At 61.1% G+C, this 23,993-nt stretch carries 24 protein-coding genes and 1 tRNA gene; 15 read left to right on the top strand and 10 right to left on the bottom strand.

Annotation, left to right across the window (positions count from 1 at the left end; genetic code table 11):
- Positions 1-6: 6 nt before the first annotated feature.
- On the top strand, positions 7-657 hold the full coding sequence (locus ABIC90_RS17705; RefSeq protein WP_354356225.1) for a retropepsin-like aspartic protease family protein: 651 nt from the start codon (positions 7-9) through the stop codon (positions 655-657).
- A gap of 3 nt (positions 658-660) precedes the next feature.
- On the opposite strand, the gene ABIC90_RS17700 is transcribed toward ABIC90_RS17705, so the two are convergent.
- From ABIC90_RS17700 to ABIC90_RS17685, 4 genes are read right to left on the bottom strand one after another with little or no spacing between them, the layout of a single operon-like run.
- Positions 661-1,014 carry a RidA family protein gene (locus ABIC90_RS17700; protein WP_354356223.1) on the bottom strand — a complete coding sequence of 118 codons (354 nt, stop codon included), beginning with the start codon at positions 1,012-1,014 and terminating at the stop codon, positions 661-663.
- Between the two features lie 8 nt (positions 1,015-1,022).
- The gene (gene plsY, locus ABIC90_RS17695; RefSeq protein ID WP_354356221.1) at positions 1,023-1,658 is read right to left on the bottom strand and encodes a glycerol-3-phosphate 1-O-acyltransferase PlsY; all 636 of its coding nucleotides are present in this window, start codon (positions 1,656-1,658) and stop codon (positions 1,023-1,025) included.
- A 40-nt stretch (positions 1,659-1,698) separates the two neighbouring features.
- Positions 1,699-2,190, bottom strand: a complete 492-nt coding sequence (locus ABIC90_RS17690; protein WP_354356219.1) for an aminoacyl-tRNA deacylase — start codon at positions 2,188-2,190, stop codon at positions 1,699-1,701.
- Entirely contained in the window at positions 2,187-3,248 is a 1,062-nt protein-coding gene (locus ABIC90_RS17685) for an aldo/keto reductase (RefSeq protein ID WP_354356217.1), read from the bottom strand. Before ABIC90_RS17685 ends, ABIC90_RS17690 begins: the two co-directional genes overlap by 4 nt.
- 115 nt (positions 3,249-3,363) lie before the next feature.
- On the opposite strand from ABIC90_RS17685, the gene ABIC90_RS17680 reads away from it, so the two are divergent.
- Positions 3,364-4,290: an alpha/beta fold hydrolase gene (locus ABIC90_RS17680; RefSeq protein ID WP_354356215.1), complete on the top strand. Its 927-nt coding sequence runs from the start codon at positions 3,364-3,366 to the stop codon at positions 4,288-4,290.
- Here ABIC90_RS17680 and ABIC90_RS17675 read toward each other — a convergent pair.
- From ABIC90_RS17675 to ABIC90_RS17655, 5 genes are read right to left on the bottom strand one after another with little or no spacing between them, the layout of a single operon-like run.
- Positions 4,287-4,985, bottom strand: coding sequence for an aspartate/glutamate racemase family protein (locus tag ABIC90_RS17675; protein WP_354356213.1), 699 nt, complete (start codon positions 4,983-4,985; stop codon positions 4,287-4,289). The genes ABIC90_RS17680 and ABIC90_RS17675 overlap by 4 nt on opposite strands.
- Positions 4,986-5,028: 43 nt before the next feature.
- Positions 5,029-5,382 (bottom strand): hypothetical protein, encoded by a 354-nt coding sequence (locus tag ABIC90_RS17670; RefSeq protein ID WP_354356211.1) that lies wholly within the window; start codon positions 5,380-5,382, stop codon positions 5,029-5,031.
- A gap of 25 nt (positions 5,383-5,407) precedes the next feature.
- Positions 5,408-6,229 carry a MetQ/NlpA family ABC transporter substrate-binding protein gene (locus ABIC90_RS17665; RefSeq protein ID WP_354356209.1) on the bottom strand — a complete coding sequence of 274 codons (822 nt, stop codon included), beginning with the start codon at positions 6,227-6,229 and terminating at the stop codon, positions 5,408-5,410.
- Between the two features lie 31 nt (positions 6,230-6,260).
- On the bottom strand, positions 6,261-6,923 hold the full coding sequence (locus tag ABIC90_RS17660) for a methionine ABC transporter permease (protein ID WP_354356207.1): 663 nt from the start codon (positions 6,921-6,923) through the stop codon (positions 6,261-6,263).
- Complete coding sequence (locus ABIC90_RS17655; RefSeq protein WP_354356205.1) at positions 6,916-7,788, bottom strand: methionine ABC transporter ATP-binding protein; 873 nt, start codon at positions 7,786-7,788, stop codon at positions 6,916-6,918. The genes ABIC90_RS17660 and ABIC90_RS17655 overlap by 8 nt, the downstream gene beginning before the upstream one ends.
- 239 nt (positions 7,789-8,027) lie before the next feature.
- Between ABIC90_RS17655 and ABIC90_RS17650 the strand changes: the two genes are divergently transcribed.
- The 12 genes from ABIC90_RS17650 to ABIC90_RS17595 all read left to right on the top strand — a co-directional run bounded on the left by ABIC90_RS17650 (position 8,028) and on the right by ABIC90_RS17595 (position 22,109).
- Entirely contained in the window at positions 8,028-8,843 is an 816-nt protein-coding gene (locus tag ABIC90_RS17650; RefSeq protein ID WP_354356202.1) for a MetQ/NlpA family ABC transporter substrate-binding protein, read from the top strand.
- A gap of 441 nt (positions 8,844-9,284) precedes the next feature.
- A protein-coding gene (gene prfB, locus ABIC90_RS17645) for a peptide chain release factor 2 (protein ID WP_354356200.1) occupies positions 9,285-10,389 on the top strand; the annotation gives its coding sequence in 2 pieces (ribosomal slippage) (positions 9,285-9,365 and positions 9,367-10,389; 1,104 coding nt in all).
- 3 nt (positions 10,390-10,392) lie between these two features.
- Positions 10,393-11,091 (top strand): HAD family hydrolase, encoded by a 699-nt coding sequence (locus ABIC90_RS17640; protein ID WP_354356198.1) that lies wholly within the window; start codon positions 10,393-10,395, stop codon positions 11,089-11,091.
- Entirely contained in the window at positions 11,078-13,771 is a 2,694-nt protein-coding gene (gene pepN, locus ABIC90_RS17635; protein WP_354356196.1) for an aminopeptidase N, read from the top strand. Before ABIC90_RS17640 ends, pepN begins: the two co-directional genes overlap by 14 nt.
- A 40-nt stretch (positions 13,772-13,811) precedes the next feature.
- The gene (locus ABIC90_RS17630; protein WP_354356194.1) at positions 13,812-14,669 is read left to right on the top strand and encodes a hypothetical protein; all 858 of its coding nucleotides are present in this window, start codon (positions 13,812-13,814) and stop codon (positions 14,667-14,669) included.
- 79 nt (positions 14,670-14,748) lie between these two features.
- A complete protein-coding gene (locus ABIC90_RS17625; protein ID WP_354356192.1) occupies positions 14,749-15,759 on the top strand; it encodes a class 1 fructose-bisphosphatase in 1,011 nt (336 codons plus the stop codon).
- 25 nt (positions 15,760-15,784) lie between these two features.
- Positions 15,785-15,860: transfer RNA gene (locus ABIC90_RS17620), tRNA-Thr, on the top strand.
- A gap of 388 nt (positions 15,861-16,248) precedes the next feature.
- On the top strand, positions 16,249-17,268 hold the full coding sequence (locus ABIC90_RS17615) for a hypothetical protein (protein ID WP_354356190.1): 1,020 nt from the start codon (positions 16,249-16,251) through the stop codon (positions 17,266-17,268).
- Positions 17,269-17,524: 256 nt separating this feature from the next.
- A complete protein-coding gene (locus ABIC90_RS17610; RefSeq protein ID WP_354356188.1) occupies positions 17,525-18,445 on the top strand; it encodes a site-specific DNA-methyltransferase in 921 nt (306 codons plus the stop codon).
- Positions 18,442-20,475, top strand: coding sequence for an ATP-binding protein (locus ABIC90_RS17605; protein WP_354356186.1), 2,034 nt, complete (start codon positions 18,442-18,444; stop codon positions 20,473-20,475). Before ABIC90_RS17610 ends, ABIC90_RS17605 begins: the two co-directional genes overlap by 4 nt.
- Complete coding sequence (locus tag ABIC90_RS17600; protein WP_354356184.1) at positions 20,472-21,812, top strand: hypothetical protein; 1,341 nt, start codon at positions 20,472-20,474, stop codon at positions 21,810-21,812. Before ABIC90_RS17605 ends, ABIC90_RS17600 begins: the two co-directional genes overlap by 4 nt.
- Before the next feature lie 66 nt (positions 21,813-21,878).
- On the top strand, positions 21,879-22,109 hold the full coding sequence (locus ABIC90_RS17595) for a DNA/RNA helicase domain-containing protein (RefSeq protein WP_354356182.1): 231 nt from the start codon (positions 21,879-21,881) through the stop codon (positions 22,107-22,109).
- 39 nt (positions 22,110-22,148) lie between these two features.
- On the opposite strand, the gene ABIC90_RS17590 is transcribed toward ABIC90_RS17595, so the two are convergent.
- Entirely contained in the window at positions 22,149-22,421 is a 273-nt protein-coding gene (locus ABIC90_RS17590) for a hypothetical protein (protein ID WP_354356180.1), read from the bottom strand.
- 593 nt (positions 22,422-23,014) lie between these two features.
- Here ABIC90_RS17590 and ABIC90_RS17585 point away from each other — a divergent pair.
- A complete protein-coding gene (locus tag ABIC90_RS17585) occupies positions 23,015-23,992 on the top strand; it encodes a phosphate acetyltransferase (protein WP_354356178.1) in 978 nt (325 codons plus the stop codon).
- Position 23,993 lies beyond the last annotated feature (1 nt).

Raw genomic sequence — 23,993 nt, 5'->3', positions numbered from 1 at the left:
CGCCCCATGAGACCCCCTGCCCTCGCGACGGCAGCGCTTCTGATGGCGGCCGCCGCAACGGCGCACGCGGCCAGTTCGGTGATGCTCACCGGCACCATCGGCAGCCGCGCGATCCTGATCGTGAACGGCGCGCCGCCCAAGACGGTGGCGGTCGGCGAAAGCTTCCAGGGCGTGAAACTGGTGTCGCTGCAGGCGGAGCAGGCGGTGGTCGAGCTCGAGGGCAAGCGCGTCAACCTGCGCATGGACACGCCGGTCAGCATCGGTGGCGGCGCCGTTTCGGGCGGCGGCGGCAACCGCATCGTGCTGTCGGCCGACAGCCGCGGCCACTACATGACGCAGGGGGCCATCAACGGCCGCGCCGTCACCTTCATGCTGGACACCGGCGCCACATCGATCGCGCTCTCGGCCGCCGACGCCCAGCGCATCGGGCTGGACTACAGCAAGGGCCAGCGCATCCAGATGAACACCGCCAACGGTGTGTCGCAGGGCTACAAGCTGCGGCTGCAGTCGGTGCGCGTGGGCGATGTGGAGGTCTACGACATCGATGCGGTCGTGTCGCCGCAACCCATGCCCTTCGTGCTGCTGGGCAACAGCTTCATCAACCGCTTCTCGATGCGCCGCGACGCGGACCAGATGGTCCTAGAGAAACGGTATTGAGCGTCAGGCCGCAGCAGCGGTCACGACGATCTCGATCTTGTAGGCCGCATTGGCCATCTTGGCCTGCACCGTCGCGCGCGGCGGCGTGTTGCCCGCAGGAATCCACGCATCCCACACCTCGTTCATCGCCGTGATGTCGGTGATGTCGGCCAGGAAGATCTGCGTCATGAGGATGCGCGACTTGTCGCTGCCGGCCTCGGCCAGCAGGCGGTCGACCATGGCCAGCACCTGCGTGGTCTGGCCGCGAATGTCTTGCGAGGTGTCGTCGGGCACCTGGCCGGCGAGGTAGATGGTGCCGTTGTGCACGGCCGTCTCGGAAAGGCGCGGGCCGACGTGAAAGCGGGTGATGGTTGCCATGGTGTTCTTCAAGCCTTTTTCTTCGAGCCGAGTTTCGACTCCGTGCCGGCCGCGAGCCGGCGGATGTTTTCGCGGTGCCGCCAGATCAGCAGCAGACTCATGATGATGATCGCAATCAGCACCGTGCGGTTGAGCGGCCACGCAATGTTTCCGCCCAGAAGGTAATACGCGGGCGCAAAGAAGGCCGCCATCAGCGACGACAGCGACGAATAGCGAAAGAACACCGCAATGATCAGCCAGGTGGCGCCGGTGGCCAGCCCCAGCCAAGGCGCGATGCCCATCAGCACGCCCGCCGCAGTGGCCACGCCCTTGCCGCCCTGAAAGTTGAAGAACACCGGGTAAAGATGGCCCAGGAAAGCCGCAAGGCCCGCCACGGCGGCCACGCCATCGCCCAAGCCCCACTGCGCGCCGAAATGGCGAATGAAGAACACCGGCAGCCAGCCCTTGAGCGCATCCAGCAGCAGCGTGGCCAGCGCCGCGCCCTTGTTGCCAGAGCGCAGCACGTTGGTGGCGCCGGGGTTGCCGCTGCCGTAGCTGCGCGGGTCGGCCATGCCGAGCGACTTGCTCACGATGACCGCGAAAGACAGCGAGCCGATCAGGTAAGACACCACGATGGCGATGAGGGAGGGCAAATGAAAGCTCAAGACGACGCTCCGCGGGATTGGTTGTTTTTCTGATCGGCGGCTATTCTGCCAGCGCGCACTGCACCGGCGCAGCACCCAGCAGCGCCACGCACACCTGCGGATCGATGCCGATCAGGTAGCCGCGCCGCCCGCCGTTGAGCACGACCCTCGGCAGTTCGAGCACGGTCGACTCGATGTACACCGGCATCGCGCGCCGCAGGCCGAAGGGCGAGGTGCCGCCCACCATGTAGCCACTGTGCCGCTGCGCCACCTCGGGCTTGCAGGGCTCGACCGACTTGGCGCCGATCTGCCGTGCCAGGTTCTTGGTCGACACCGTGCGGTTGCCGTGCATCAGCACCACGAGCGGCTTCGCGTCCTGGTCCTGCATCACCAGCGTCTTGATGACGGTGAACGGATCGAGCCCGAGCATCTCGGCCCCGCGCTGCGCGCCGCCGTGCGGCATGTACTCGTAGGGGTGCTCGGTGAAGGCGACCTTGTTCGCCCGCAGCAGCTGGGTGGCGGGGGTTTCGGAAACGTGGGCTTTCTTGCTCACATCGCCGGGTCGCGGATGTCCCACCGGATCGCGTCGATCTCGGCCAGCACCTCGGCCGACAGCGTGGTGCCGTACACGGCAATGTCTTCCTCCAGCTGCGCCAGCGTCGTCACGCCGATGATGGTGCTTGCCACCTGCCACTTGGTGTAGCAGAAGGCCAGCGCGAGCTGCGTGGGCGTCAGGCCGTTGTCGCGCGCCAGCTGGTTGTAGCGCCGCGCCGCGCGCAGGGCGTCGGGCCTGCCCCAGCGTTGCTTGCGCACCGATTCGTAGCTGGAAATGCGCGCGCCCTTGGGCGCATCCGGGCCCTCGATGCCGCTCTGGTCGTACTTGCCGGTCAAGAGGCCGAAGGCCAGCGGCGAGTACGCCAGCAGCGACACGCCCAGCCGGTGCATCGTTTCGTCGAGCCCGTTCTCGTAACCGCGGCTCACCAGGCTGTACACGTTCTGCACCGTCGCCACGCGCGGCAGGCCGTGCTGCTCGGCCAGCCGCACGAACTCGTGAACGCCGTAAGGCGTTTCGTTCGACAGGCCGATCGCGCGCACCTTGCCTGCCTTCACCAAGCCGCCGAGCGCTTCGAGCTGCTCCAGGATCGGCGTCTTCGACACTTCCTTGGACGGCTCGTAGTAGATGCCGCCGAACATCGGCACATGCCGCTCGGGCCAGTGGATCTGGTAGAGGTCGATCACGTCGGTCTTCAGGCGCTTGAGGCTCGCGTTGCACGAGGCCACGATGTCGTCCCCCGTCATGCCGTCGCCTTCGCGCACCCAAGGCGTGGTGCGCAGCGGGCCCGCCACCTTGGTGGCCAGCACCAGCTTCTGGCGCGCGCCGGGGTTGGCTGCAAACCAGTTGCCGATGATGGTTTCGGTGACGCTGTAGGTTTCCTTGCGCGTGGGCACGGAATACATCTCCGCCGTGTCGATGAAGTCGACGCCGAGTTCCAGCGAGCGGCTGAGGATGGCGTGCGAGGTGGGCTCGTCCACCTGTTCGCCGAAGGTCATGGTGCCCAGGCAGATGGGGGTGACGTGGAGGTCGCTCTGACCGAGTTGGATCTTTTTCATGCGCGGGATGCTACCGCCCTCCCCCGCAACGCGCTGGCCCGCGCCCCAAAAGCCCGGCGCCGGCTGTCGTGTGCCGGACTGCCCGAAGGCGGCCCGCTCCTTATCATCGACGCCCATGTACCCCACCCTTCGTCCCTCGCGCAGCGAATTCGTGCCCGTGCGCAACCTCAGCTACCACGTGCGCCTCTGGGGCCAGCCCTCGGCCGAACGCCCGCCGCTGGTGCTGGTGCACGGATGGATGGACGTCGCGGCCTCGTGGCAGTTCGTGGTCGATGCGCTGGCCGAGGACCGCTTCATCATCGCGCCCGACTGGCGCGGCTTCGGCCTCACCGACGGCGGCGGCGTCGACAACTACTGGCTGGCCGACTACCTGGCCGATCTCGAATGGCTGCTCGACCACTATGCCGGCGAAGGTGACCAGGCCCGCGCGGTCGACCTCGTCGGCCACAGCATGGGAGGCAACGTCGCGATGCATTACGCGGGCGTGCGGCCCCAACGCATCCGCCGCCTCGTCAACCTCGAAGGCTTCGGCATGCCTTTTCGCAAGCCCGACGAAGCGCCCGCGCGCTACGGCCAGTGGATCGACGAGCTCAAGAGCCTGCACCGCGGCGAAAAGGCCCTCGCCGGCTACTCGGCGGCAGACGGCGTGGCCCGCCGCCTCATGAAGACCAACCCGCGCCTGTCGCAAGACAAGGCCGACTGGCTCGCGAGCCACTGGGCGGCCGGCCACCAGCAGCCCGACGGCAGCATGCGCTGGCAGATCCTCGGCGAGGCGGCACACAAGATCGTCAATGCGCACATCTTCCGCGTCGACGAAACCCTGGCGCTCTATGCGCGCATCACCGCGCCCACGCTGATGGTCGAGGCCTCCGACGACAGCCTGCAGGGCTGGTGGAAAAACCGCTACACGCTCGAAGAATTCCACGAGCGCCTGAAGTCCGTGCCCTCGGTGCGCATCGAGCGGCTCGATGATGCCGGCCACATGCTGCACCACGACCAGCCGCAGCGCGTGGCGCAGTTGATCGAAGACTTCCTGGCCTAGTCTTTTTGCGTGGCGCGGCGCAGTGCGGCGCGTGCCAAAAGACGGGTGGAGTCCAGCGTGGGCAGCGGCGAATTCGCGTCGCTCATGATCAGCGGGATCTCGGTGCAGCCGAGCACCACCGCATCGCAGCCCTCTTCGTCCTTCATGCACTGCATCACGCGCTGGAAGGTGTCGATGGCCTCGGGCTTGAAGACGCCGCAGACCAGCTCTTCCATGATGATCCGGGCGATCTCGTCGCGCTCCTCGATCGTGGGGCGGACGTACGCCAGCCCGCGCGCCGACAGCTTCTCGGGATAGACCTCGCTGTCCGTCAGCCAGCGCGTGCCCGTGATCCCGATGCGGCGAAAGCCGCGCTGCACCGCCTCGTCCGCCACGCACTCCGCAATGTGCAGCCAGGGCAGCGGCGAGCGCCCTTCGATGAACGGCAACGCCTGGTGGATGGTGTTGTCGGGGCAGACCAGAAAGTCCGCGCCGATCTTCGCGAGCTTGTGCGCCGAAGCGAGCATCACCTCGCCCACGCCGCGCCAGTCGTCGCGGTAGATGTGCGCCATGTAGTCCGACAGCGACGGTGTGTGCATCGAGACTTCGGGGTGCGCATGCGGCCCCAGAAATTTCGCGCCCTCCACGCAGAGGGTCTGGTAGCAGAGTGCCGCGCCTTCGGCGGAGCAGCCGACGATTCCGATGTGCTGGGTCATGAGGGCATCCTACAAAAGGCGCGCCGCGATGCCCAGCCGCGGATCAGTCTTCGTTCACCGCATTGCCCGTCAGGGACAGCACTTCCTCCACGAAGGCTTCGAACAGCGGCAGCGCGACAGGCAAGCCTTCGAGCGACTGCGCCTCGCCCGCATCGAAAACGTATGGCTTGCCGGGCGGAATCCCGACCCACTCGCCGCCTTCGAACAACAACCCCAGGTAGCCGTCGACCGTAGGCAAATAGAACAGCCCTGCCCCATCGATCGCGCGCTGCCCCTTCTTCGCCTTGCCCCGCCCCCAGCTCACGCCCTGCCCGGCCAGATGCTCGGTGATCCAGCCGTCGCACACATGCGTGTCGCGCCAGTTGCCTTGGGCATCGAATACGGCGAGCACGGGCATGAGAGGGGTCCTTCGTGGGAGTTGGTTACTGCAGGAAGCTGGGCTTGGCGTAGCCCTGGAACTTGGTATCGACCACCGTCTTGAATTCCTTCGAGCGATAAGCCTCGACGATGTCCTTGGCCCATGCCGAGTTCTTGTCCGCACTCTTCACGGCCACCACATTGAGGTAGTAGTCCGGCGTCTTCTCCAGCACCACCGCCTCGGTGAGCTTCAGGCCCGAGGAGATCGCGAAGTTGCCGTTGACGATGGCGTACTCGGTGTCGCCCAGCGAGCGCGGCAGCTGTGCGGCTTCGAGCGGAATGAACTTGAGCTTCTTCGGGTTTTCGGCCACGTCCTTTTCAGACGCGCGGATCGGGTCCACGCCGGCCTTGATGGTGATGAGCTTGTTCTGCTCCAGCAGCACCAGCGCGCGCGCCAGGTTGCTCGGGTCGTTCGGCAGCGTCACGCGGTCGCCCTCTTTCACATCGGCCAGCGTCTTGCGCTTGGTCGAGTAGATGCCCAGCGGCGCGATCGGGCCCTGCACCAGTTCGGCGAGGTCCAGCTTCTGGTCGGCCGAGAACTTCTTCAGGTAGACCTGATGCTGGAAGAAGTTGGCGTCGAGCGAGCCCTGGGCCAGCGCAAGGTTGGGCTGCACGTAGTCGTTGAACTCGACCAGCTTCACCTTGTAGCCCTTCTTCTCGAGGATGGGCACGATGCCGAACTTCAGCTGGTCATAGTTGGAGCCGGCGGTGCCGCCGATCACGAGGTTCTTCTTGGCGTCTTGCGCCTGCGCGAGCGAGAGGCCGCCGAACGACAGCGCGACGAGGGAAATGGCGAGGACGGAGCGGCGCAGCAATGCGGTTTTCATGGAATGAGCAAAGTGAGGGGAAAGGAAAAGATCAACGCTTGTCCAGCCTGCGCGCCGTGGTGTTGCCCACGAACTGCAGGATCTGTACCAGCACCACCAGCAGTGCCACGGTGAGCACCATCACGTCGGTCTGGAAGCGGTAGTAGCCGTAGCGGATCGCCAGGTCGCCGATGCCGCCGCCGCCCACCACGCCGGCCACCGCCGAGTACGAGAGAAAGCTCACGGCCAGCACCGTCAGCGCCAGCACCAGGCCCGAACGGGCCTCGACCAGCAGCACGCGGCCGACGATCTGCAGCTCCGAGGCGCCCATGGCATGCGCCGCCTCGATCACGCCGCGCGGCACTTCGCGCAGGCACTGGTCGACCAGGCGCGCGAGGTACGGAATGGCGGCGAACGACAGCGGCACCGCAGCCGCCAGCGGCCCGATGGAGGTGCCCGCGATCACCCGCGTGAACGGCACCAGCGCCACCAGCAGGATGATGAAAGGGAAGGAACGCACCGTGTTCACAAGCCAGTTCAGCACCAGGAACGCCGGCTTGTTCTCCAGCGACTGCCCCGGCCCCAGCAGGAACAGCAGGATGCCCAGCGGCCCGCCGATCAGCACCGCGGCCGAGAGTCCGATGGCCAGCATCATGAAAGTCTGGCCCGTGGCGACCCACAGCTCGGGAAGGATGGGCGCGATGTTTTCAAACATAGGCCACCTCCTCGGCAGTGCGCGCGGCGGACAGGGCACGCGGCTCGACCGGCAGGCGCGCCTCGCGCTCGCGGCGGCGCACCAGCTGGTCGATCTCGCGGCCCAGCGCGGTCTTGCGCTCTTCGCTCGGCGCATCGACAACAGCGAACTGCTCGATCAGCCGCCCCTTTTCAAGGATGGCCACATTGCGGCACAGCACCTCGACCACCGAGAGCTCGTGCGTCACGATCACGATGGTCACGCCGATTTTCTGGTTGATGTCGCGCAGCGTTTCGAGCAGCGCGCGGGTGGTTTCGGTGTCCAGCGCCGAGGTGGGCTCGTCGCACAGCAGCACCTGCGGGCGCGGTGCCAGCGCGCGGGCGATCGCCACACGCTGCTTCTGGCCGCCGGAGAGCTGGGCCGGGTAGGTGTCGATCTTCTCGGCGAGGCCGACCAGGTCGAGGCATTCGCGCACCCGGGCATTGATCTCGGCCTTGGAGTGCCGGCCGTGGATCTTCAGCGGGAAGGCCACGTTGTCGAACACCGTGGCGTTCTGCAGCAGGTTGAACTGCTGGAAGATCATGCCGATGTTCTGGCGCGTGTCGCGCAACTCGCGGCGCGAGAGCGTGGTGAGGTCGCGCCCGCCGACGAGCACGCGGCCGGCATCGGGCCGCTCCAGCAGGTTGATGAGGCGCAGCAGCGTCGATTTGCCGGCGCCGCTCTTGCCGATCAGGCCGAACACGTCGCCCTGGTGGATGTCGAGCGAAAGCGACTGCACGGCGTCGAACACCTCGCCGCTGGGCAAGGCAAAGGACTTCTGCACCGATTGAAGACGGATGACCGGCGCCGCGTTGCCGCGGGCCGCATCAGGCGAAGGGTGGGTCATGGAGAAAAGGCGCTGCCCGCGTGAAAGCGCGGTCGCGGAGTTCGCAAAAAGGTGCCGAGTATGAAAACAAAAGCAGCCAAAGGGAACGAACAAATCCTCGCTTGCTTATGCGCGAAATCACATAAGCGCCGCAAGTCGCACATCGGTCGCGCCATAAAGATATGCGGATTGCTTCGTTCTCAAAACGGTGAGGCAGTGCCACATTCGCGCCTTCCCTTTTTTTGATTTCGCACCACAACATGCACAGCATTTTCAGCCGCCGCACCCTGGCCCTTGCCGCATTGGCCACCGCTCTTTTTGCCGGCGGCACCGCCTTCGCGCAGGACAACAAGAACACGCTCAAGGTCGGCGTTTCCGTCGGCAACGGCGAGCAGATCTTCGAAGTGGTGAAAAAAGTTGCCGCCAAGGACGGTCTGAACATCCAGGTCGTGGTGTTCAATGACTACCAGTTGCCCAATGCAGCGCTCGCCTCGGGCGATCTGGACGCCAACGCCTTCCAGCACCAGCCCTTCCTCGACAACCAGAACAAGGCGCGCGGCTTCGACATCGTGCCCGTGGGCCTGACCATCACCGCGCCGCTGGGCTTTTACTCGCGCAAGATCAAGGCGATCGACCAGCTGCCCGACGGCGCTTCGGTCGGCATCCAGAACGATCCGTCGAACGGCAACCGTGCGTTGCTGCTGCTGCAACAGGCCGGCCTGATCACGCTCAAGCCCGAAGCGGTGAAGAACAACAACGCCACGCCGCTGGACGTGGTGACCAACCCCAAGAAGCTGAAGCTGATTGCGCTCGACGCGGCCCAGCTGCCGCGCTCGCTGGACGACCTGACCATCGCCTCCATCAACAACGACTACGCCGAGAAGGCGGGCCTGTCGCTGAACAAGGACGCGGTGATCAAGGAATCGCCGAAGAGCCCGTACGCGAACCTCATCGCGGTGCGCCGCGCCGACAAGGACAAGCCGTGGGCCAAGCGCCTCGTCGCCGCCTATCAGTCGGCGGAGGTAAAGAGCTTTATCGAGGCGCAGTTCAAGGGGTCGCTGGTGCCGGCGTTCTGACCTGAGCAGATTCCCCCTTGCCCCCTGTGCGCGCGCGACGCGTCCAGGGGGATTTTTGCTTTTGGTGAATCCAGAGAAAACCGAAACCCGAACCGGAAAATCGACGTGCGATCAGTTCCGATAGCTCGTTGATTGGCAAAGCCTTTTGGCTTAGTGCAAGCGGAAACCCAACCGGAATTCAGACCGGCAGCTCGAAAGTGAAATGCGGAGAACGGGGTCGCGCTCTGCCTTTGACTTGCTCCCTCCCCTCCCGGGGGAGGGTTGGGGTGGGGGCTCGCGGCCTTTGCACATGCACCGTTTTTTCGAGCGCCGCCGCGCCCCCATCCCAGCCTTCCCCCAGAGGGGGAAGGAGCAATACAGGGCCTGTGCAAGGAAGGTTTCCCAAGCATGAGAAAATGGCCGGTTCCCCCGAACACCAACCTCACACAGTCAGGACACCCCATGGACGCAGAACAAATCAACCAAATCGGCGCAATGCTCGCGGACCTGAGCGCCCGCACGGTCGATTTACGGAGGTATCTTTGACTACGATGCCAAAGCTGAACGACTGAGGACAGTCAACGCATCGCTCGAAGACCCGAACGTCTGGAACGACCCCAAGAAGGCCCAGGAACTGGGCAAGGAGAAGAAGTCGCTCGACGACGTGGTCGTGACGCTCGACCGCCTCACCAACGGTCTCTCCGACAACACCGAGCTCTTCGAAATGTCGAAGGCCGACGGCGACATGGACGGGCTGCAGGCCATCTCGGATGACGCCGACACGCTTGAAGCCGACATCAAGCAGCTCGAATTCCGCCGGATGTTCAACAACCCGGCCGATCCGCTCAACGCCTTTGTCGACATCCAGGCCGGCGCCGGCGGCACCGAGGCTTGCGACTGGGCCAGCATGCTGCTGCGCCAGTACCTCAAGTACGCCGAGCGCAAGGGCTTCAAGACGCAGATCGAAGACGAAACCCCGGGCGACACCGCCGGCATCAAGGGCGCGACCATCAAGATCGAAGGCGACTACGCCTTCGGCTTGCTGCGCACCGAAACCGGCGTGCACCGCCTGGTGCGCAAGTCGCCGTTCGACTCCTCGGGCGGCCGCCACACCAGTTTTGCCAGCATCTTCGTGTACCCGGAAATCGATGATTCGATCGAGATCGACATCAACCCTTCCGACGTGCGCACCGACACCTTCCGTGCCAGCGGCGCGGGCGGCCAGCACATCAACAAGACCGACTCGGCCGTGCGCCTGACGCACATTCCGACCGGCATCGTCGTGCAGTGCCAGGACGGCCGAAGCCAGCACAGCAACCGCGACGTGGCGTGGAAGCGCCTGCGCTCGCGGCTGTACGACTTCGAAATGCGCAAGCGCCAGGAAGAGCAGCAGAAGCTGGAAGACAGCAAAACCGACGTGGGCTGGGGCCACCAGATCCGCAGCTACGTGCTGGACAACAGCCGCATCAAGGACCTGCGCACCAACGTCGAAGTCTCGGCCACGCAGAAGGTGCTGGACGGCGACCTCGACGTGTTCATCGAAGCCTCGCTGAAGCAAGGCGTGTAAGCGATGACGCTGAACAGCCTGAAGAAGAACGGCAAGGTCGAAGCCTTCATCTTCGACATGGACGGCACCATGATCGACTCCATGCCCTGGCATGCGCGCTCTTGGGTCGTGTTCGTCGAACGCCACGGCCTCAAGCTGGACGTGAGCGACATCCTTGCGCGCACCACGGGCCGCACCGGCACCGAGTGCATGCGCGAGCTGTTCGACCGCGCGCTGTCCGACGACGAGTGCCAGGCCCTGGTGCACGAGAAGGAAGAGATCTACCGCGACATGTTCAGCGACAACTTCACCGAAGTCGCCGGCTTCACCGCCTTCGCCAAGGCCGCCGTTGCACGCGGCCTGAAGGTGGCCGTGGGCACGGCGGGCGACAAGGGCAACATCGCGTTCGCCATGTCGCGCCTGAAGATGGACCCGCTGCCGCTGGCCATCGTCGGCGGCGACGAAGGCTTCAGCGGCAAGCCCACGCCCGCCATCTTTCTGGAAGCCGCGCGCCGCATCGGCGTGGCGCCCGAGCGCTGCATCGTTTTTGAAGACGCCCCCTTCGGCATCGAAGCCGCCCGGCGAGGCGGCATGCGCGCCGTGGCCGTGTGCAGCACCCACAGCGCCGCCGAACTGGCAGGCCCCCATGTGATCGCCGCGGTTCGTGACTACAACGAACTCGCCCATTCGAATTTTCTGGAGACACTCGATGATGCTGCGTGATGCCCAAGGGCAACCGATTGCCGTTCGCCGCGAAGACTATGCCGCGCCGGCCTTCTGGATCGACACCGTCGACCTGACCTTCGACCTGGACCCCGCCAAGACCCGCGTGCTCAACCGCATGCAACTGCGCCGCAACCCCGAGGTGCCCGGCCAGCCGCTGCGCCTGCACGGCGATGAGCTCAACCTGGCGCGCGTGCTCGTCAACGGCCAGGGCGCATCGTTTCGCATGGAAGGCGACCAGCTCGTCATCGACGGCCTGCCCGACGCGTTCGAGCTCGAGATCTTCACCACCTGCTGCCCCATCAAGAACACCAAGCTGATGGGCCTGTTCGTGAGCGAAGACACCTTCTTCACGCAGTGCGAGGCCGAGGGCTTCCGACGCATCACCTACTTCCTGGACCGCCCGGATGTGATGGCCACCTACACGGTGACGCTGCGCGCCGCCAAGGCCGCCTACCCGGTGCTGCTGTCCAACGGCAACCTGGTCGAAGAAGGCGAACTGCCCGAGGGCCGCCACTTCGCCAAGTGGGTCGACCCCTTCCGCAAGCCCAGCTACCTTTTTGCCCTGGTGGCCGGCAAGCTGGTGGCGCGCGAGCAGCGCATCAAAGCGCGCAACGGCAAGGAACATTTGCTGCAGGTGTACGTGCGCGCCGGCGACCTCGACAAGACCGAGCACGCGATGAACTCGCTCATCAACTCGGTGCTGTGGGACGAGGCCCGCTTCGGCCTGCCGCTGGACCTGGACCGCTTCATGATCGTCGCCACCAGCGACTTCAACATGGGCGCCATGGAGAACAAGGGCCTGAACATCTTCAACACGAAGTACGTTCTGGCCAACCAGGCCACCGCCACCGACGCCGACTACAGCAACATCGAAAGCGTGGTCGGCCACGAGTACTTTCACAACTGGAGCGGCGACCGCGTGACCTGCCGCGACTGGTTCCAGCTGTCGCTGAAAGAAGGCCTCACCGTCTTCCGCGACCAGGAGTTCAGCCAGGATTTGTGCGCCGACGCATCGGCCCGCGCCGTCAAGCGCATCGAAGACGTGCGCGTGCTGCGCACCGCCCAGTTTCCCGAAGACGCAGGCCCCATGGCCCACCCGGTGCGGCCCGACAGCTACATCGAGATCAGCAACTTCTACACCGTCACCATTTATGAGAAGGGTGCCGAGGTCGTTCGCATGATGCAGACGCTGGTCGGCCGCAAGGGCTTCGAGAAGGGCATCACCCTCTACTTCGAACGCCACGACGGCCAGGCCGTGACCTGCGACGACTTTGCACAGGCCATTGCAGACGCCAACCCCGATTCGGAGCTCGCCCGCCTCTTGCCCCAGTTCAAGCGCTGGTACAGCCAGGCCGGCACGCCCCGCCTTGCGGCGCACGGCGTGTACGACGCGCAGAACCGCAGCTACACGCTGAGCGTGGTGCAAAGCTGCCCGCCCACGCCGGGCCAGCCGAGCAAGGAACCCTTCGTCATTCCGCTGAACATCGGCCTGCTCGATGCCGCCGGGCGCGAGCTGCCGATTCAGCTCGAAGGCGAAAGCGAAGTAACGCGCGGCACCCGCACCGTGGTGCTCTCGCGCGCCGGCGAACAGCTCACCTTCGTGGGCCTGGACGCGGAGCCCGTGCCGTCGATCCTGCGCGGCTTCAGCGCGCCGGTGATCCTGGACTTCGACTACACCGACGCCCAACTGCTCACCCTGCTGGCCAACGACACCGATCCCTTCAGCCGCTGGGAAGCCGGCCAGCGCCTGGGCCTGCGGGCCGCGCTGCAGGGCATTGCCGCCCTGGCCACCGACACCACCCCGGTGCTGAACGACGCCTACATCGACGCCATGCGCAGCGTGCTGCGCAACCCGCAGCTGGACGCCGCCTTCAAGGAGCTGGTGCTCACGCTGCCGTCGGAAACCTACATTGCCGAGCAGCTCGACGTGGTCGACCCGCAGCGCGTGCACATCGTGCGCGAAGCCATGCGCGCCCAGCTGGCCAGCGCCCTCTTCGCCGACTGGGAACAGACGTACGAAGAGAACCACGACACCGGCGCCTACACCCCCGACCCCAGCTCGTCGGGCCGCCGCGCGCTGGCCGGCATGGCGCTGAACTTTCTGTGCCTGGCGGCGCGCGCCTCCGGCGACACCGTGTGGCCCGGCAAGACGCTGCAGCGCTTCAAGGACGCGGGCAACATGACCGACCGCTTCAACGCCCTGAACGCGCTCGTGGCCTCGGGCCACACGCTCGCGGCGCAGGCGCTCGCGCGCTTCCACGCCATCTTCAAGGACGAGGCGCTGGTCATCGACAAGTGGTTCTCGCTGCAGGCCGGCGCCCCCGACCGCGGCGGCGACATCCTGCCGCTGGTCAAGCAGCTGATGAAGCACCCGGACTTCTCGATCAAGAACCCCAACCGCGCGCGCAGCGTGATCTTCAGTTTTTGCAGCGCCAACCCCGGCGCATTCCACCGTGCCGACGCGGCCGGCTATGTGTTCTGGAGCGACCGCGTGATCGAGCTCGACGCCATCAACCCGCAAGTGGCCGCCCGCCTGGCGCGCGCGCTCGACCGCTGGAGCAAGCTGGCCGAGCCGTACCGCAGCGCTGCGCGCGAAGCGATTGCGCGCGTGGCCGCCCGGCCGGACCTGAGCAAAGACACGCATGAGGTCGTAACGCGTGCACTCGCCGGCAACTGAGCAAGACCCGAATCGGCCTGCGCTGCCGCAGGGCAGGCGCATGCAAATGCTGCATCTGCGGCTGCGCGTGCCCTTTCGTCCGGCGCTTGCGCTGACGACGGTGCTGCTGTGCGCGGCGCTCGCCGGCTGCGCAGGCGGTGCGGGCGGGAGCTCGCGCCAGCCGTGGATCAGGACCTCGCAGCTCGCCACCCTCCCCGGCTCGACCGTGCAGGTCGTCGTGCCCGGCATCGGCGTCGAGGTGGAAAGCGACCCCGACGCCGGCTCCAAACGCATGCGCGTCATCGGCGCCGGCATGGCGGCGATTCCGGGCGTGGGCATTCTGGGCGCCATGGCCGTGGGCGGCGCAACCGGCGCGGCCAACCTGCGCTACCAGGCCTCGGTGCAGGAAGAGATCCAATCGCGATCGGCCCTTTACCTGAAGGTGGTCGGCAACTACGAGCTGGCGCCCCAGCTCAGCGCCCGCCTTGAGAAAGCATTGCGCACCAGTCCCAACTACCGCAACGCCACCTACCGCGAGCCCGCCACCAGCATGTTCAGGGGTAGCCCGCTGAACCCCGACAGCGCACAGACCGTCGTCGAAGGCTGGGCCAACGTGTCCGACGACGAAGACGAAGCCGTGGTGCGCGCCACCGTGCGCATCGGCTCGCCCGACAAACGCACGCTGTGGCACGAGTACGCCTACCGCTCCGCCGTGAGCCTTGCAGACCTCGCCGGCCCTTCGCTCAAGCAAGAACTGCGCGGCAAAGACGCCAACACCCAGCGCAGCACCCGCCGCGCGCTGTGGCTCGCAAACGACGGCAAGCTGCTGAACGAGGGCTTGGCCAAGGCCACCACCGACATTGCGATGCGCATTGCCTACGACCTGGGCGCACCCTGGCCCGAAGACAACACCGAATAGCGCCGGCCCCACCGACAGCCCCCGCCGCCACCACGACACAACACACCGACTCGAACCCCATCCAGGAAGCACACACCGTATGACCCAGAAGATTTCCCTCACCCGCTACCTCGTCGAAAAGCAACGCGCCGACGGCCTCATTCCCGGCCAGCTGCGGCTGCTGCTCGAAGTGGTGGCACGCGCGTGCAAGAGCATCAGCCAGGCCGTCAACAAGGGCGCGCTGGGCGGTGTGCTCGGCACCGCCGAGAGCGAGAACGTGCAGGGCGAGATTCAGAAGAAGCTGGACATCATCGCCAACGAAGTGCTCATCGAGGCCAACGAATGGGGCGGCCACCTCGCGGCCATGGCCAGCGAGGAAATGGACAGCATCTACGTGGTGCCCAACCGCTACCCGCAAGGCGAATACCTGTTGATGTTCGACCCGCTCGACGGCAGCAGCAACATCGACGTGAACGTGAGCATCGGCACCATCTTCAGCGTGCTGAAGAAGCCCGACGACACCCCCGGCGTGCAGGAGGCCGACTTTCTGCAGGCCGGCACCCAACAGGTGGCCGCCGGCTATTGCATCTACGGCCCGCAGACCACGCTGGTGCTGACCGTGGGCAACGGCGTGGACATGTTCACGCTCGACCGCGAGCAAGGCAGCTTCGTGCTGACGCAGCAGGACATCCAGATTCCGGCGGACACCAAGGAATTTGCGATCAACATGAGCAACATGCGCCACTGGGACGAGCCCATGAAGCGCTACATCGACGAATGCCTGGCCGGCAAGGAAGGCCCGCGCGGCAAGGACTTCAACATGCGCTGGATTGCCAGCATGGTGGCCGACGTGCACCGCATCCTGATGCGCGGCGGCGTGTTCATGTACCCGTGGGACAAGCGCGAGCCCGAAAAGGCCGGCAAGCTGCGGCTGATGTACGAGGCCAACCCGATGAGCTGGCTGGTCGAGCAGGCCGGCGGCGCGGCCACCAACGGCAAGCAGCGCATCCTGGACTTGAAGCCCACCAAGCTGCACGAGCGGGTGAGCGTGATGTTGGGTTCGCGTAACGAAGTTGCGCGTTTGACCCAGTACCACGCCGAAAAGGCCTGATGAGGTGGCTATAATCTGAGGCTTCGCCGGTGTAGCTCAGTCGGTAGAGCAGCTCATTCGTAATGAGAAGGTCGGGTGTTCGATTCATCTCTCCGGCACCAAATTGAAAGCCCCTGATTTGCAAGAGTCAGGGGCTTTTTCTATGCGCACGTCATGAGCCAGCTGCTACGGCTAGCTCCAAACAATGCCATAAGAGCAATCTCCTAACGTTCAGCTCCTCGGGAAGGTTTGGACGCGGGGAATTTTTCAGTAGTGCCTCTCGAGACAAGTGGAAGCAACTTCCACAGCGCGTCAGGCGCGCGCCACTCGAGTTCGGCATGCGGACTCATCCGCCACAACCGCTCTTACAACACGCCACGCGCATTTAGCTCGGCGCGCGAGCGCCCCATTACTGCACGCTGGACAACGCGCGTCATTGAAAGTCCCAAGACCTAATTTTTATTACATGATGTAGCATGCCCCCTATCAAAAAGCCGGGAGGGCAGCAACATGGCGGTGGGCAGAGTTCTTCGGATCGAAAACGAAAACCAAGCTTCAGCTTATTTAGAGCGCGCGTTAGCCGGTCAATTCGAAGGGAAAGACATAGAAATAGTTTTTTCGAATTGGCCAATTCTCAGCATACGCGCAAAGGGGGAAGGTTACGACAGCACAATTACCCCAGATATGGCAGGGGCCTTGGTTGAAATACAGCACGCCATGAATCGGGCATATGCGCGATTCGTTCATAATAGCGGAAATGCCAGAGTCTTAACAGCTGATGAACGTCAAGATATTCAATTCAAAGCCAAAGTAAAGCGCGGCAGCTCACTGATGGAAATCAATGTGGGTGAATTTGCAGAAAAACTCACAACCGCATTGGTGGGAAAAATGTCGTCCACAGAAATTGTCGTTACGGTTTTAGGGATTGCCTTTATTGGTGGGAGCGCAATTTTATTGAAATCTTTCCTTAAAGACCGCGCCGAAGAAAAGAAGGCAGACATTGAGTTCAGGAAAACTCTCTCACTCTCTCAAGAAGAAACTAAGCGATTGGAAGTGGTGACGCGAGCGCTTTCGGAGCAGCCAAGGCTTCGGGCTGCGCAAGAGGATTTCGATGAAAGCAGACGAGAAATTCTGCGCAGTGTCGGAGATGCCAAAACCCTCGAAGTTAATGGCATTGAAATGAGCAATGCTGTTGTGAGGTCGATTTCCACGGCTTCAAGACAAAGAGCCAAAGAAATTCAGCTGAATGGAAATTACCGAATCTTCAAGATAGATTGGCAACAGGAGCAAAACGTGCGTCTCTGGCTTGCCGGCGGCGATCGTAGCGGTGAATTCATTGCGGCCTTGGGGACGGAAACCATAACCGCCCAACATCGAGAATTACTTAAAGAGGCAGAATGGGGGCGAAAGACCCTGTATATGCAAATTAATGCCACTGAACTGCGTGGCGAAATAACTACTGCGCGAATCGTAAGCGTCGCTTGGCCGAGGGACCGGCGTAAACCTCGTCCTGTTGATTCTGGAGGGTGATAGAGGCAAGTAAAAAAAGAGCGAGTGAGGAGATTTGAAAAAAACTTCCGCGACGGTAAATCTTCTTGCTTGAAACATTATTTTTCTTGATTGACAAATTGCGTTAACCAGAAAATCGCGAGCTGCAAAAAAACTTACTTCTGATATGCCCGAGAAGAAAAAAAAGAAACAGAGCCCTCTGGCTCCTCTAATCCTTCCCTCTACACGGTCTCGTGCGTATACCGCTAAAGACGGTAGCTACTACGTGGGTGACTCGTTGGAAGTATTGCAATCAAAAGCCTTCGAACGCTTGCATGGTCGTGTCCAACTACTTCTGACATCCCCTCCTTACCCATTAAACGAAAAAAAGAGCTATGGGAATCTAACGGGAGACAAGTATTTAAAGTGGGTGGAATCTCTCGCTCCAATTTTCGCAAAACTATTGACGCCTGACGGATCAATTGTGATTGAGTTGGGAAATAGCTGGGAGCCTGGCCGGCCCGTGCAAAGCCTTCTTGCACTTGAAGCGTTACTTGCATTCACGAAGGCCGAGGGCGCTGGCTTGCGCTTAGTCCAACAGTTTGTCTGTTATAACCCCTCGCGCTTGCCTTCTCCAGCCTCGTGGGTGACGGTCAATCCACTTAGAACAGTAGATAGCTTCACTCATGTTTGGTGGCTGGCCAAAACCGATTACCCCAAAGCCGACAATCAAAAAGTATTGCGCCCTTATAGCGACGCGATGAAAAGTTTGCTCAAGCGCGGATCCTACAACTCCGGCGATCGTCCGTCAGAGCATAGGGTTAGTTCAAAGGGATTTTTGAATGATCGGGGCGGTTCTATCGCGCATAATTTTCTGGAGCTTGAAGCCATGCAAAGTGGTCGCGATGTAAGACTGCCCAACGCATTTTCTCTTTCTAATACTGCCTCTAAAGATCATTTTCATCGCGAATGCAAACGGCTGAAGATTACTCCTCATCCAGCTCGCATGCCGGTAGGACTGGCTTCCTTCTTCATTGAATACTTGACCAACGAAGGCGATTTGGTGCTGGACCCTTTTGCCGGCAGTAATACAACGGGTTTTGCTGCAGCCCTGTCGAAACGACGATGGGTGGCCATCGATGCGCAAGACAATTTTGTTGCGCAATCAAAATTACGATTTAGCGATCCCATATTTCGTTCAGTGAAAGAAAAGTCATGAGCATCACAGACGCCATTACCAAACAGGACTTCTTTAAACGCAAGCAAGACGGAGGCAAATGGGAGTGGGATACAGGCACCTTCGTTGGGCGCCCTTTCAAGATGTCCTACGTCGATTCTTCGGTATTGATGGCAGACGCATGGAAGGAAAAAGCTCATGGGATTCCGCAGGGCTGTTTTCTTCTTGCCTATTACGACTGCGACCCACAACAAAAATACCTTCAAGAGGCGGTGCTTCTTCGTGTGATCGAGCCAGCTGAATTGCCCACCGACAGAGAAGTGGTTAGTTCAATGGTCGAATACTACAAAGATCATATACGCACTGGCTCCAATCAACAAAGCCAGCTCGATCAGTATTCTCGATATGAATTCGGGTTCTCTGGCGTACGTTGCAGTATTCTCGGGTGTTTTTATCTTGACGATGCGAGCAAACTTCGTTTTGGCGCCGATGTCGAAAATTTTTATTCTGCCCACAATTATTCAGTAATTAAACCGTCCGATGATCTTTTGACTTTCATCGTCAACTACCGCGATACAGGAGTGCCTGGTGGCCAGGGAGATATTCGGATAGGGAAAATACGCTATAGCTCGAGCCGTCGATTTGCCGCGGCTCAAGCCGATGTACCTATGTACGTAAAGGCCAAGGATTTTGCCGGCAAGCGCACAGCGCTATTTGGTATGACTAGGACTGGCAAGTCCAACAGCATCAAGAAAATTATTCAGGCCAATGAGCAGATGAGCGTAATGGCAGGCATGCAACTTAATGGCACTAAAGAGTCCGCAGAAGAAATTCTCGAACCCTTTCAGGGTGAGACACCAAAGTATCCCATCGGTCAATTAATCTTTGATATGAATGGAGAATACGCTAACAAAAATCTTCAGGATGAAGGCACCGCTATTTTCGAGATATATAAGAACAAGACCGACCGCTATTCCATAGTCGAAAAACCTGGATTCAAGGTTATGAAAGTGAATTTCTACAAAGAAGTAGAAGCTGGCCTGGAGTTACTGAAGACACACCCCACGGTGGCGGATGATTCTTCAAAATACATGACGAGCTTTCGTTCCGTTTTTCTAGAGAAGCCCACGGATTACGACACTAACCCATCTGCTAAAGCACGCTTCGATCGGCGAGTCGCTGTCTATCATTGCATGCTATATAGGGCGGGTTTTAAGCCGCCCGCTTCGATGAAAATAACGTTCACCGCTTCTGTCGACGTCCGCGGCGAGGTGGACAGTAAGATCGATCCATCAAATGGGCTCGAACTTGAAGCCGCCGCAAATTGGTGGGAGGCCTTTTGGGCAATTTATGACAATTCTCAATTCGGACAAAAATACAAACAAAAAAATGCGCGCGAATGGGCCGATGATGATTTAAAGGCCCTGCTTGTAATGCTCACACGCTGCCGAAGCTCGGGTGGACAAGTTGATTGCACGGGATATCGCAATCTTAAGCCGATAATCCCCCAGCACACCAATGTCTCGATGACGCCGTTTGAAGACGACATCCTCGCGGCCTTGCGCGCTGGACGCATCGTCATTGCCGATTTGTCCAGCGGCGATGAGGAGCTACAACGCATGTACTCTGAGCGCATTACGCGCAAGGTATTTCGCGATGCGATGAGTCGCTTTACTTCCGCACAGCCTAACAATTTCATTCAGTTTTATTTCGAGGAAGCACATAATCTATTTCCAAAAAAAGAAGACAAGGATCTCAGTCAAATCTACAACCGATTGGCAAAAGAGGGAGCTAAGCTACACCTTGGACTTGTCTACGCTACACAGGAAGTTAGCTCGGTTAGCGGAAATATTCTAAAGGCAACTCAAAATTGGTTTATATCTCACCTCAACAATGAGGACGAAATTCGAGAGTTACGTAAGTATTACGACTTTAGTGATTTCAGTGACAGTTTGGTGCGCTTTAGTCAAGATACCGACAAAGGCTTTGTTCGGGTTAAAACCTATTCAAACGCATTTGTCGTTCCTGTGCAAGTCGATAAGTTTGCGGCTGCGCCAGGAGAGTCGAAGTGAGTTACTCGAGCAATGGCCCTAAGCCATATGAGCGAGCCAGCAAATCTTCACATCATCACATTATCAATGATGAGAGCGTCAAGGAGTCACTCAAAGGTTTGTTCTTACCGCCAAAAAGTGACAACGTTTCTCTGGAACAGCTGCTGTGTAAATTCGTGCCGACCCAGACCTCAATTCAACATGTTGTTGCAGTTGACGGTGGCTATACGGAGGTACCGCTGCGCGAAGGATATCCCTCGGCCGCAATGCATTTCTTTCAGTTTGGTGCGCTGCACTTTCGTATTGAAGACCTCATAGCGCTCGAATCTTCAAGACATGTCGCGCCAGAAGACATGCAGAAGCTAAAAAATATTGATCGATTGAAGTTACCTCTCGCTACGCGTGGGGCACGCAGAAAAGATTGTGCGTCGCTTCGAGAGTCTGTGCGCAAGACTTTGTATGAATTTCTTGCTAAGGAGAAATTGAGCGAAGACCTGAGTTTGCTAGACACCTTAGCTTGGTTTGTTTTTAGAAAATATAAGAGCGCGCGCACTGAGGACGATAAAAAATGGATTCTTGGGAGCAACCCACACGGCGCTGATGGCACCGTGAGTCTTAATGAGGCCGACATGACCGCGGCATTCGCTTTTGAATGCCCAATAACGAAGAAGCCAATCTATTTGAGCGATGTTTTTCGCTTACATGAGCGCGTTGAAGAAGAAACTGGAGCTTCAGGCGTGGCGGGTTATGTCTCAGGCGTAATTGAGCATCTCGTATTGCTGCACATCATTCGAAATCTTGTCCGAAAGAATTCGGCCGCACTCAGCCAGGTACTTTTCATTATTGATCGACCAACTGGCTGGTTCGGGGTAACAGCCTCGATGCACAAATTGAGCCTAGAGTTGAATGGTTGGCTGTTCGATCAACACAATTTATTCATGGCGGGATTGGAAAAGAGTGGGGCGTTCGTTGAACACGCCGCCTCTATTCAAGAGTTAGTGCCCCGCGGCTCGATCCTTCTGCTCAGCGATGAATACATCTACCGGCATATTTCTCCTGGAGATGAGGATCCAGTACGCCCTTACGCTGCGACCTCGTACTACGGACACAAGATAATCTTTCGGTCGCGAAATGGTCAGATGTATGTCGTTTCACTACCCGTTAAAAAATTGATGAAGACACCTGCCGCAGCTGATATTCCGAATCTACATGCAATTTTGACTCATGTAGAACAACTGCATTGCGACATGTTCGAGAACGCATTACTTCCAGTTGCTCTTGCAAATAAGCTTGTAAGCCTCTCAGCACATCCGAGTTCTCAAATATTGAAAGCCTTCGCTCAATCGAGCGTGGCTTAAATTAAGAATGTTTGCCAGGGTAATCACCGGGCCGGACGGAGCACGCGCGACGAAAACGTCGAGATAGTGCCAGCCGCACGAGACCGCTACGACAAGACTTTGCGCGGCCACAAGGTTCGGGCCAAGGTCGATCCCGAAAAGGCCGCTGCAGCGGCAGACCTCATCATCAAGAACACCTACCGCACGTCGATGACGCGAGGCATAAAGGGGTGCTACGTCTACTGCAGCGACGAAGAGACCGCTCGCTACTTTCGCACCCGACTTTCACCCGGTGCGCTTGTTGCGGCCCAACCATGAAGATCAACGGTGGGCTGCGACACCCACCGGCTGACGACCTCAGGCTTCTTGCTGATCCAGCGCGTTGAGCCTGCTCAAGACTTCCTGCGCAAGCCGGGTGATTTCATCCGCCAAGTCCGCCGCAAGCCACATCAGGTGGTCCCGATGCTGCTCCCCTATCCCGTCGAACCATTCGCTCCAATCCCCGTAGCAGCAACTCAACAGCGATCGCAATTGAGTCAACTTGTTCTCAAGGATGTCCGACGCGTCCGGACCCTGAGTTGCGTCGTAGGAGGTGGGCAGGTTTTGCCCGGCGATAATTTCATCAGCCATTTGTTGTGCTCTCTTTCCAAAGTAATGCACTTCAGGTGGTCAGACGGCCATGGTGTTAGCGCACCTTGGCCGTCGCCTTTTCTGCCTCACATCGACATCGCTGCGGTGTGCATTTCGATGTCCCGCCGTGAGGCGCGGCGGTCGACAAATATAAGAACAGAAGCGCGTCAACAGAGCGCCCGCGCACCGAACAAATCCCGCATTGCGCCAACTTTGCCCACATCGGCAAACCTCAGGAATTACCCAAATGTCACGGCGATAAACGGGCGATAAATCGACACGAAAAACCCACTCATCACGCCCGTGTTGGGCGCCGCTCTGAAGCGTTGACGCCTGCCGAATCGCGTGAGGCAATCGCAAGCAGCCAAGCTCTTCAACGTCACTCCATCGACCATCTCGCACCGGGAATCCAACACGCAGGCGACGGAGCCCCATGACTCATCGGCGCGGCTGGTCGAAACGCCCTGACTACAACAAGCTCAAGCCTGCAGGGGCTGGCCGCCAACACCCGCCCCGTCACGGCGCTGCTTGCTGCAAACTCCCCTCAGCCACTTGCCCATTCGCCCATCCCTCACCCATCTTCCGGAGCCCGCATGGCGTCTACCTCTCCCTCCGCTGCCCCGTCTTCGTCTTCAGCCCACCCCCACTACGACCGCCTGATCGCCTCCGCCCGCGCCCTCCCCCCGCTGCGCGTCGCGGTCGTGCACCCGACCAACGCGATGTCGATCGAAGCGGCCTTGGCTTCGGCCGAGCTGGGCCTCATCGCGCCGGTGCTCGTCGGCCCGCGCGCCAGAATCGAGGCGGCGGCGCAAGAGGCCGGCGCGAGCATTGCGCACCTCACCATCGTCGATGCGCCGCACAGCCACGCCGCGGCCGATGCCGCCGTGGCCATGGCCTTGCGCGGCGAGGTCGATGCGTTGATGAAGGGCAGCCTGCACACCGACGAGCTGATGGGCGCGGTGGTGCGGCGCGAGGGCGGCCTGCGCACCTCGCGGCGCATCAGTCACTGCTTTGTGATGGACGTTCCGGGCCACGCGCAGCCGCTGATCATTTCGGACGCGGCGATCAACATCGCGCCCACGCTCGAAGACAAGGTCGACATCGTGCAGAACGCCATCGACCTGGCGCATGCGCTGCACATGCCCGAGGTGCGGGTGGCGATTCTGTCGGCCACCGAAACGGTCAACCCCAAGGTGCCCTCCACGCTGGACGCCGCCGCGCTGTGCAAGATGGCCGACCGCGGCCAGATCACCGGCGCGCAGCTGGACGGCCCGCTGGCGCTGGACAACGCCATCGACGCCGAGGCCGCGCGCATCAAGGGCATCGTCGATTCCCCCGTGGCCGGCCACGCCAACGTGCTGATCGTGCCCGACCTGCACGCAGGCAACCTGCTGGCCAAGAGCCTCAGTTTTCTGGGCGGCGCCCTGGCGGCGGGCATCGTGCTGGGCACGAAGGTGCCGGTGATCCTGACGAGCCGCGCCGATTCGGAATCGGCACGGCTGGCTTCGTGTGCGGTGGCGTCGATGCTGGCGAAGGCGGGGCGGGATGGGACGATCAAGGCGGTGGGGTGAC

The organism is Variovorax boronicumulans (assembly GCF_040544675.1).
Classification (GTDB): domain Bacteria; phylum Pseudomonadota; class Gammaproteobacteria; order Burkholderiales; family Burkholderiaceae_C; genus Variovorax; species Variovorax boronicumulans_D.
This window is presented reverse-complemented; position numbering and strand designations above follow the sequence as displayed.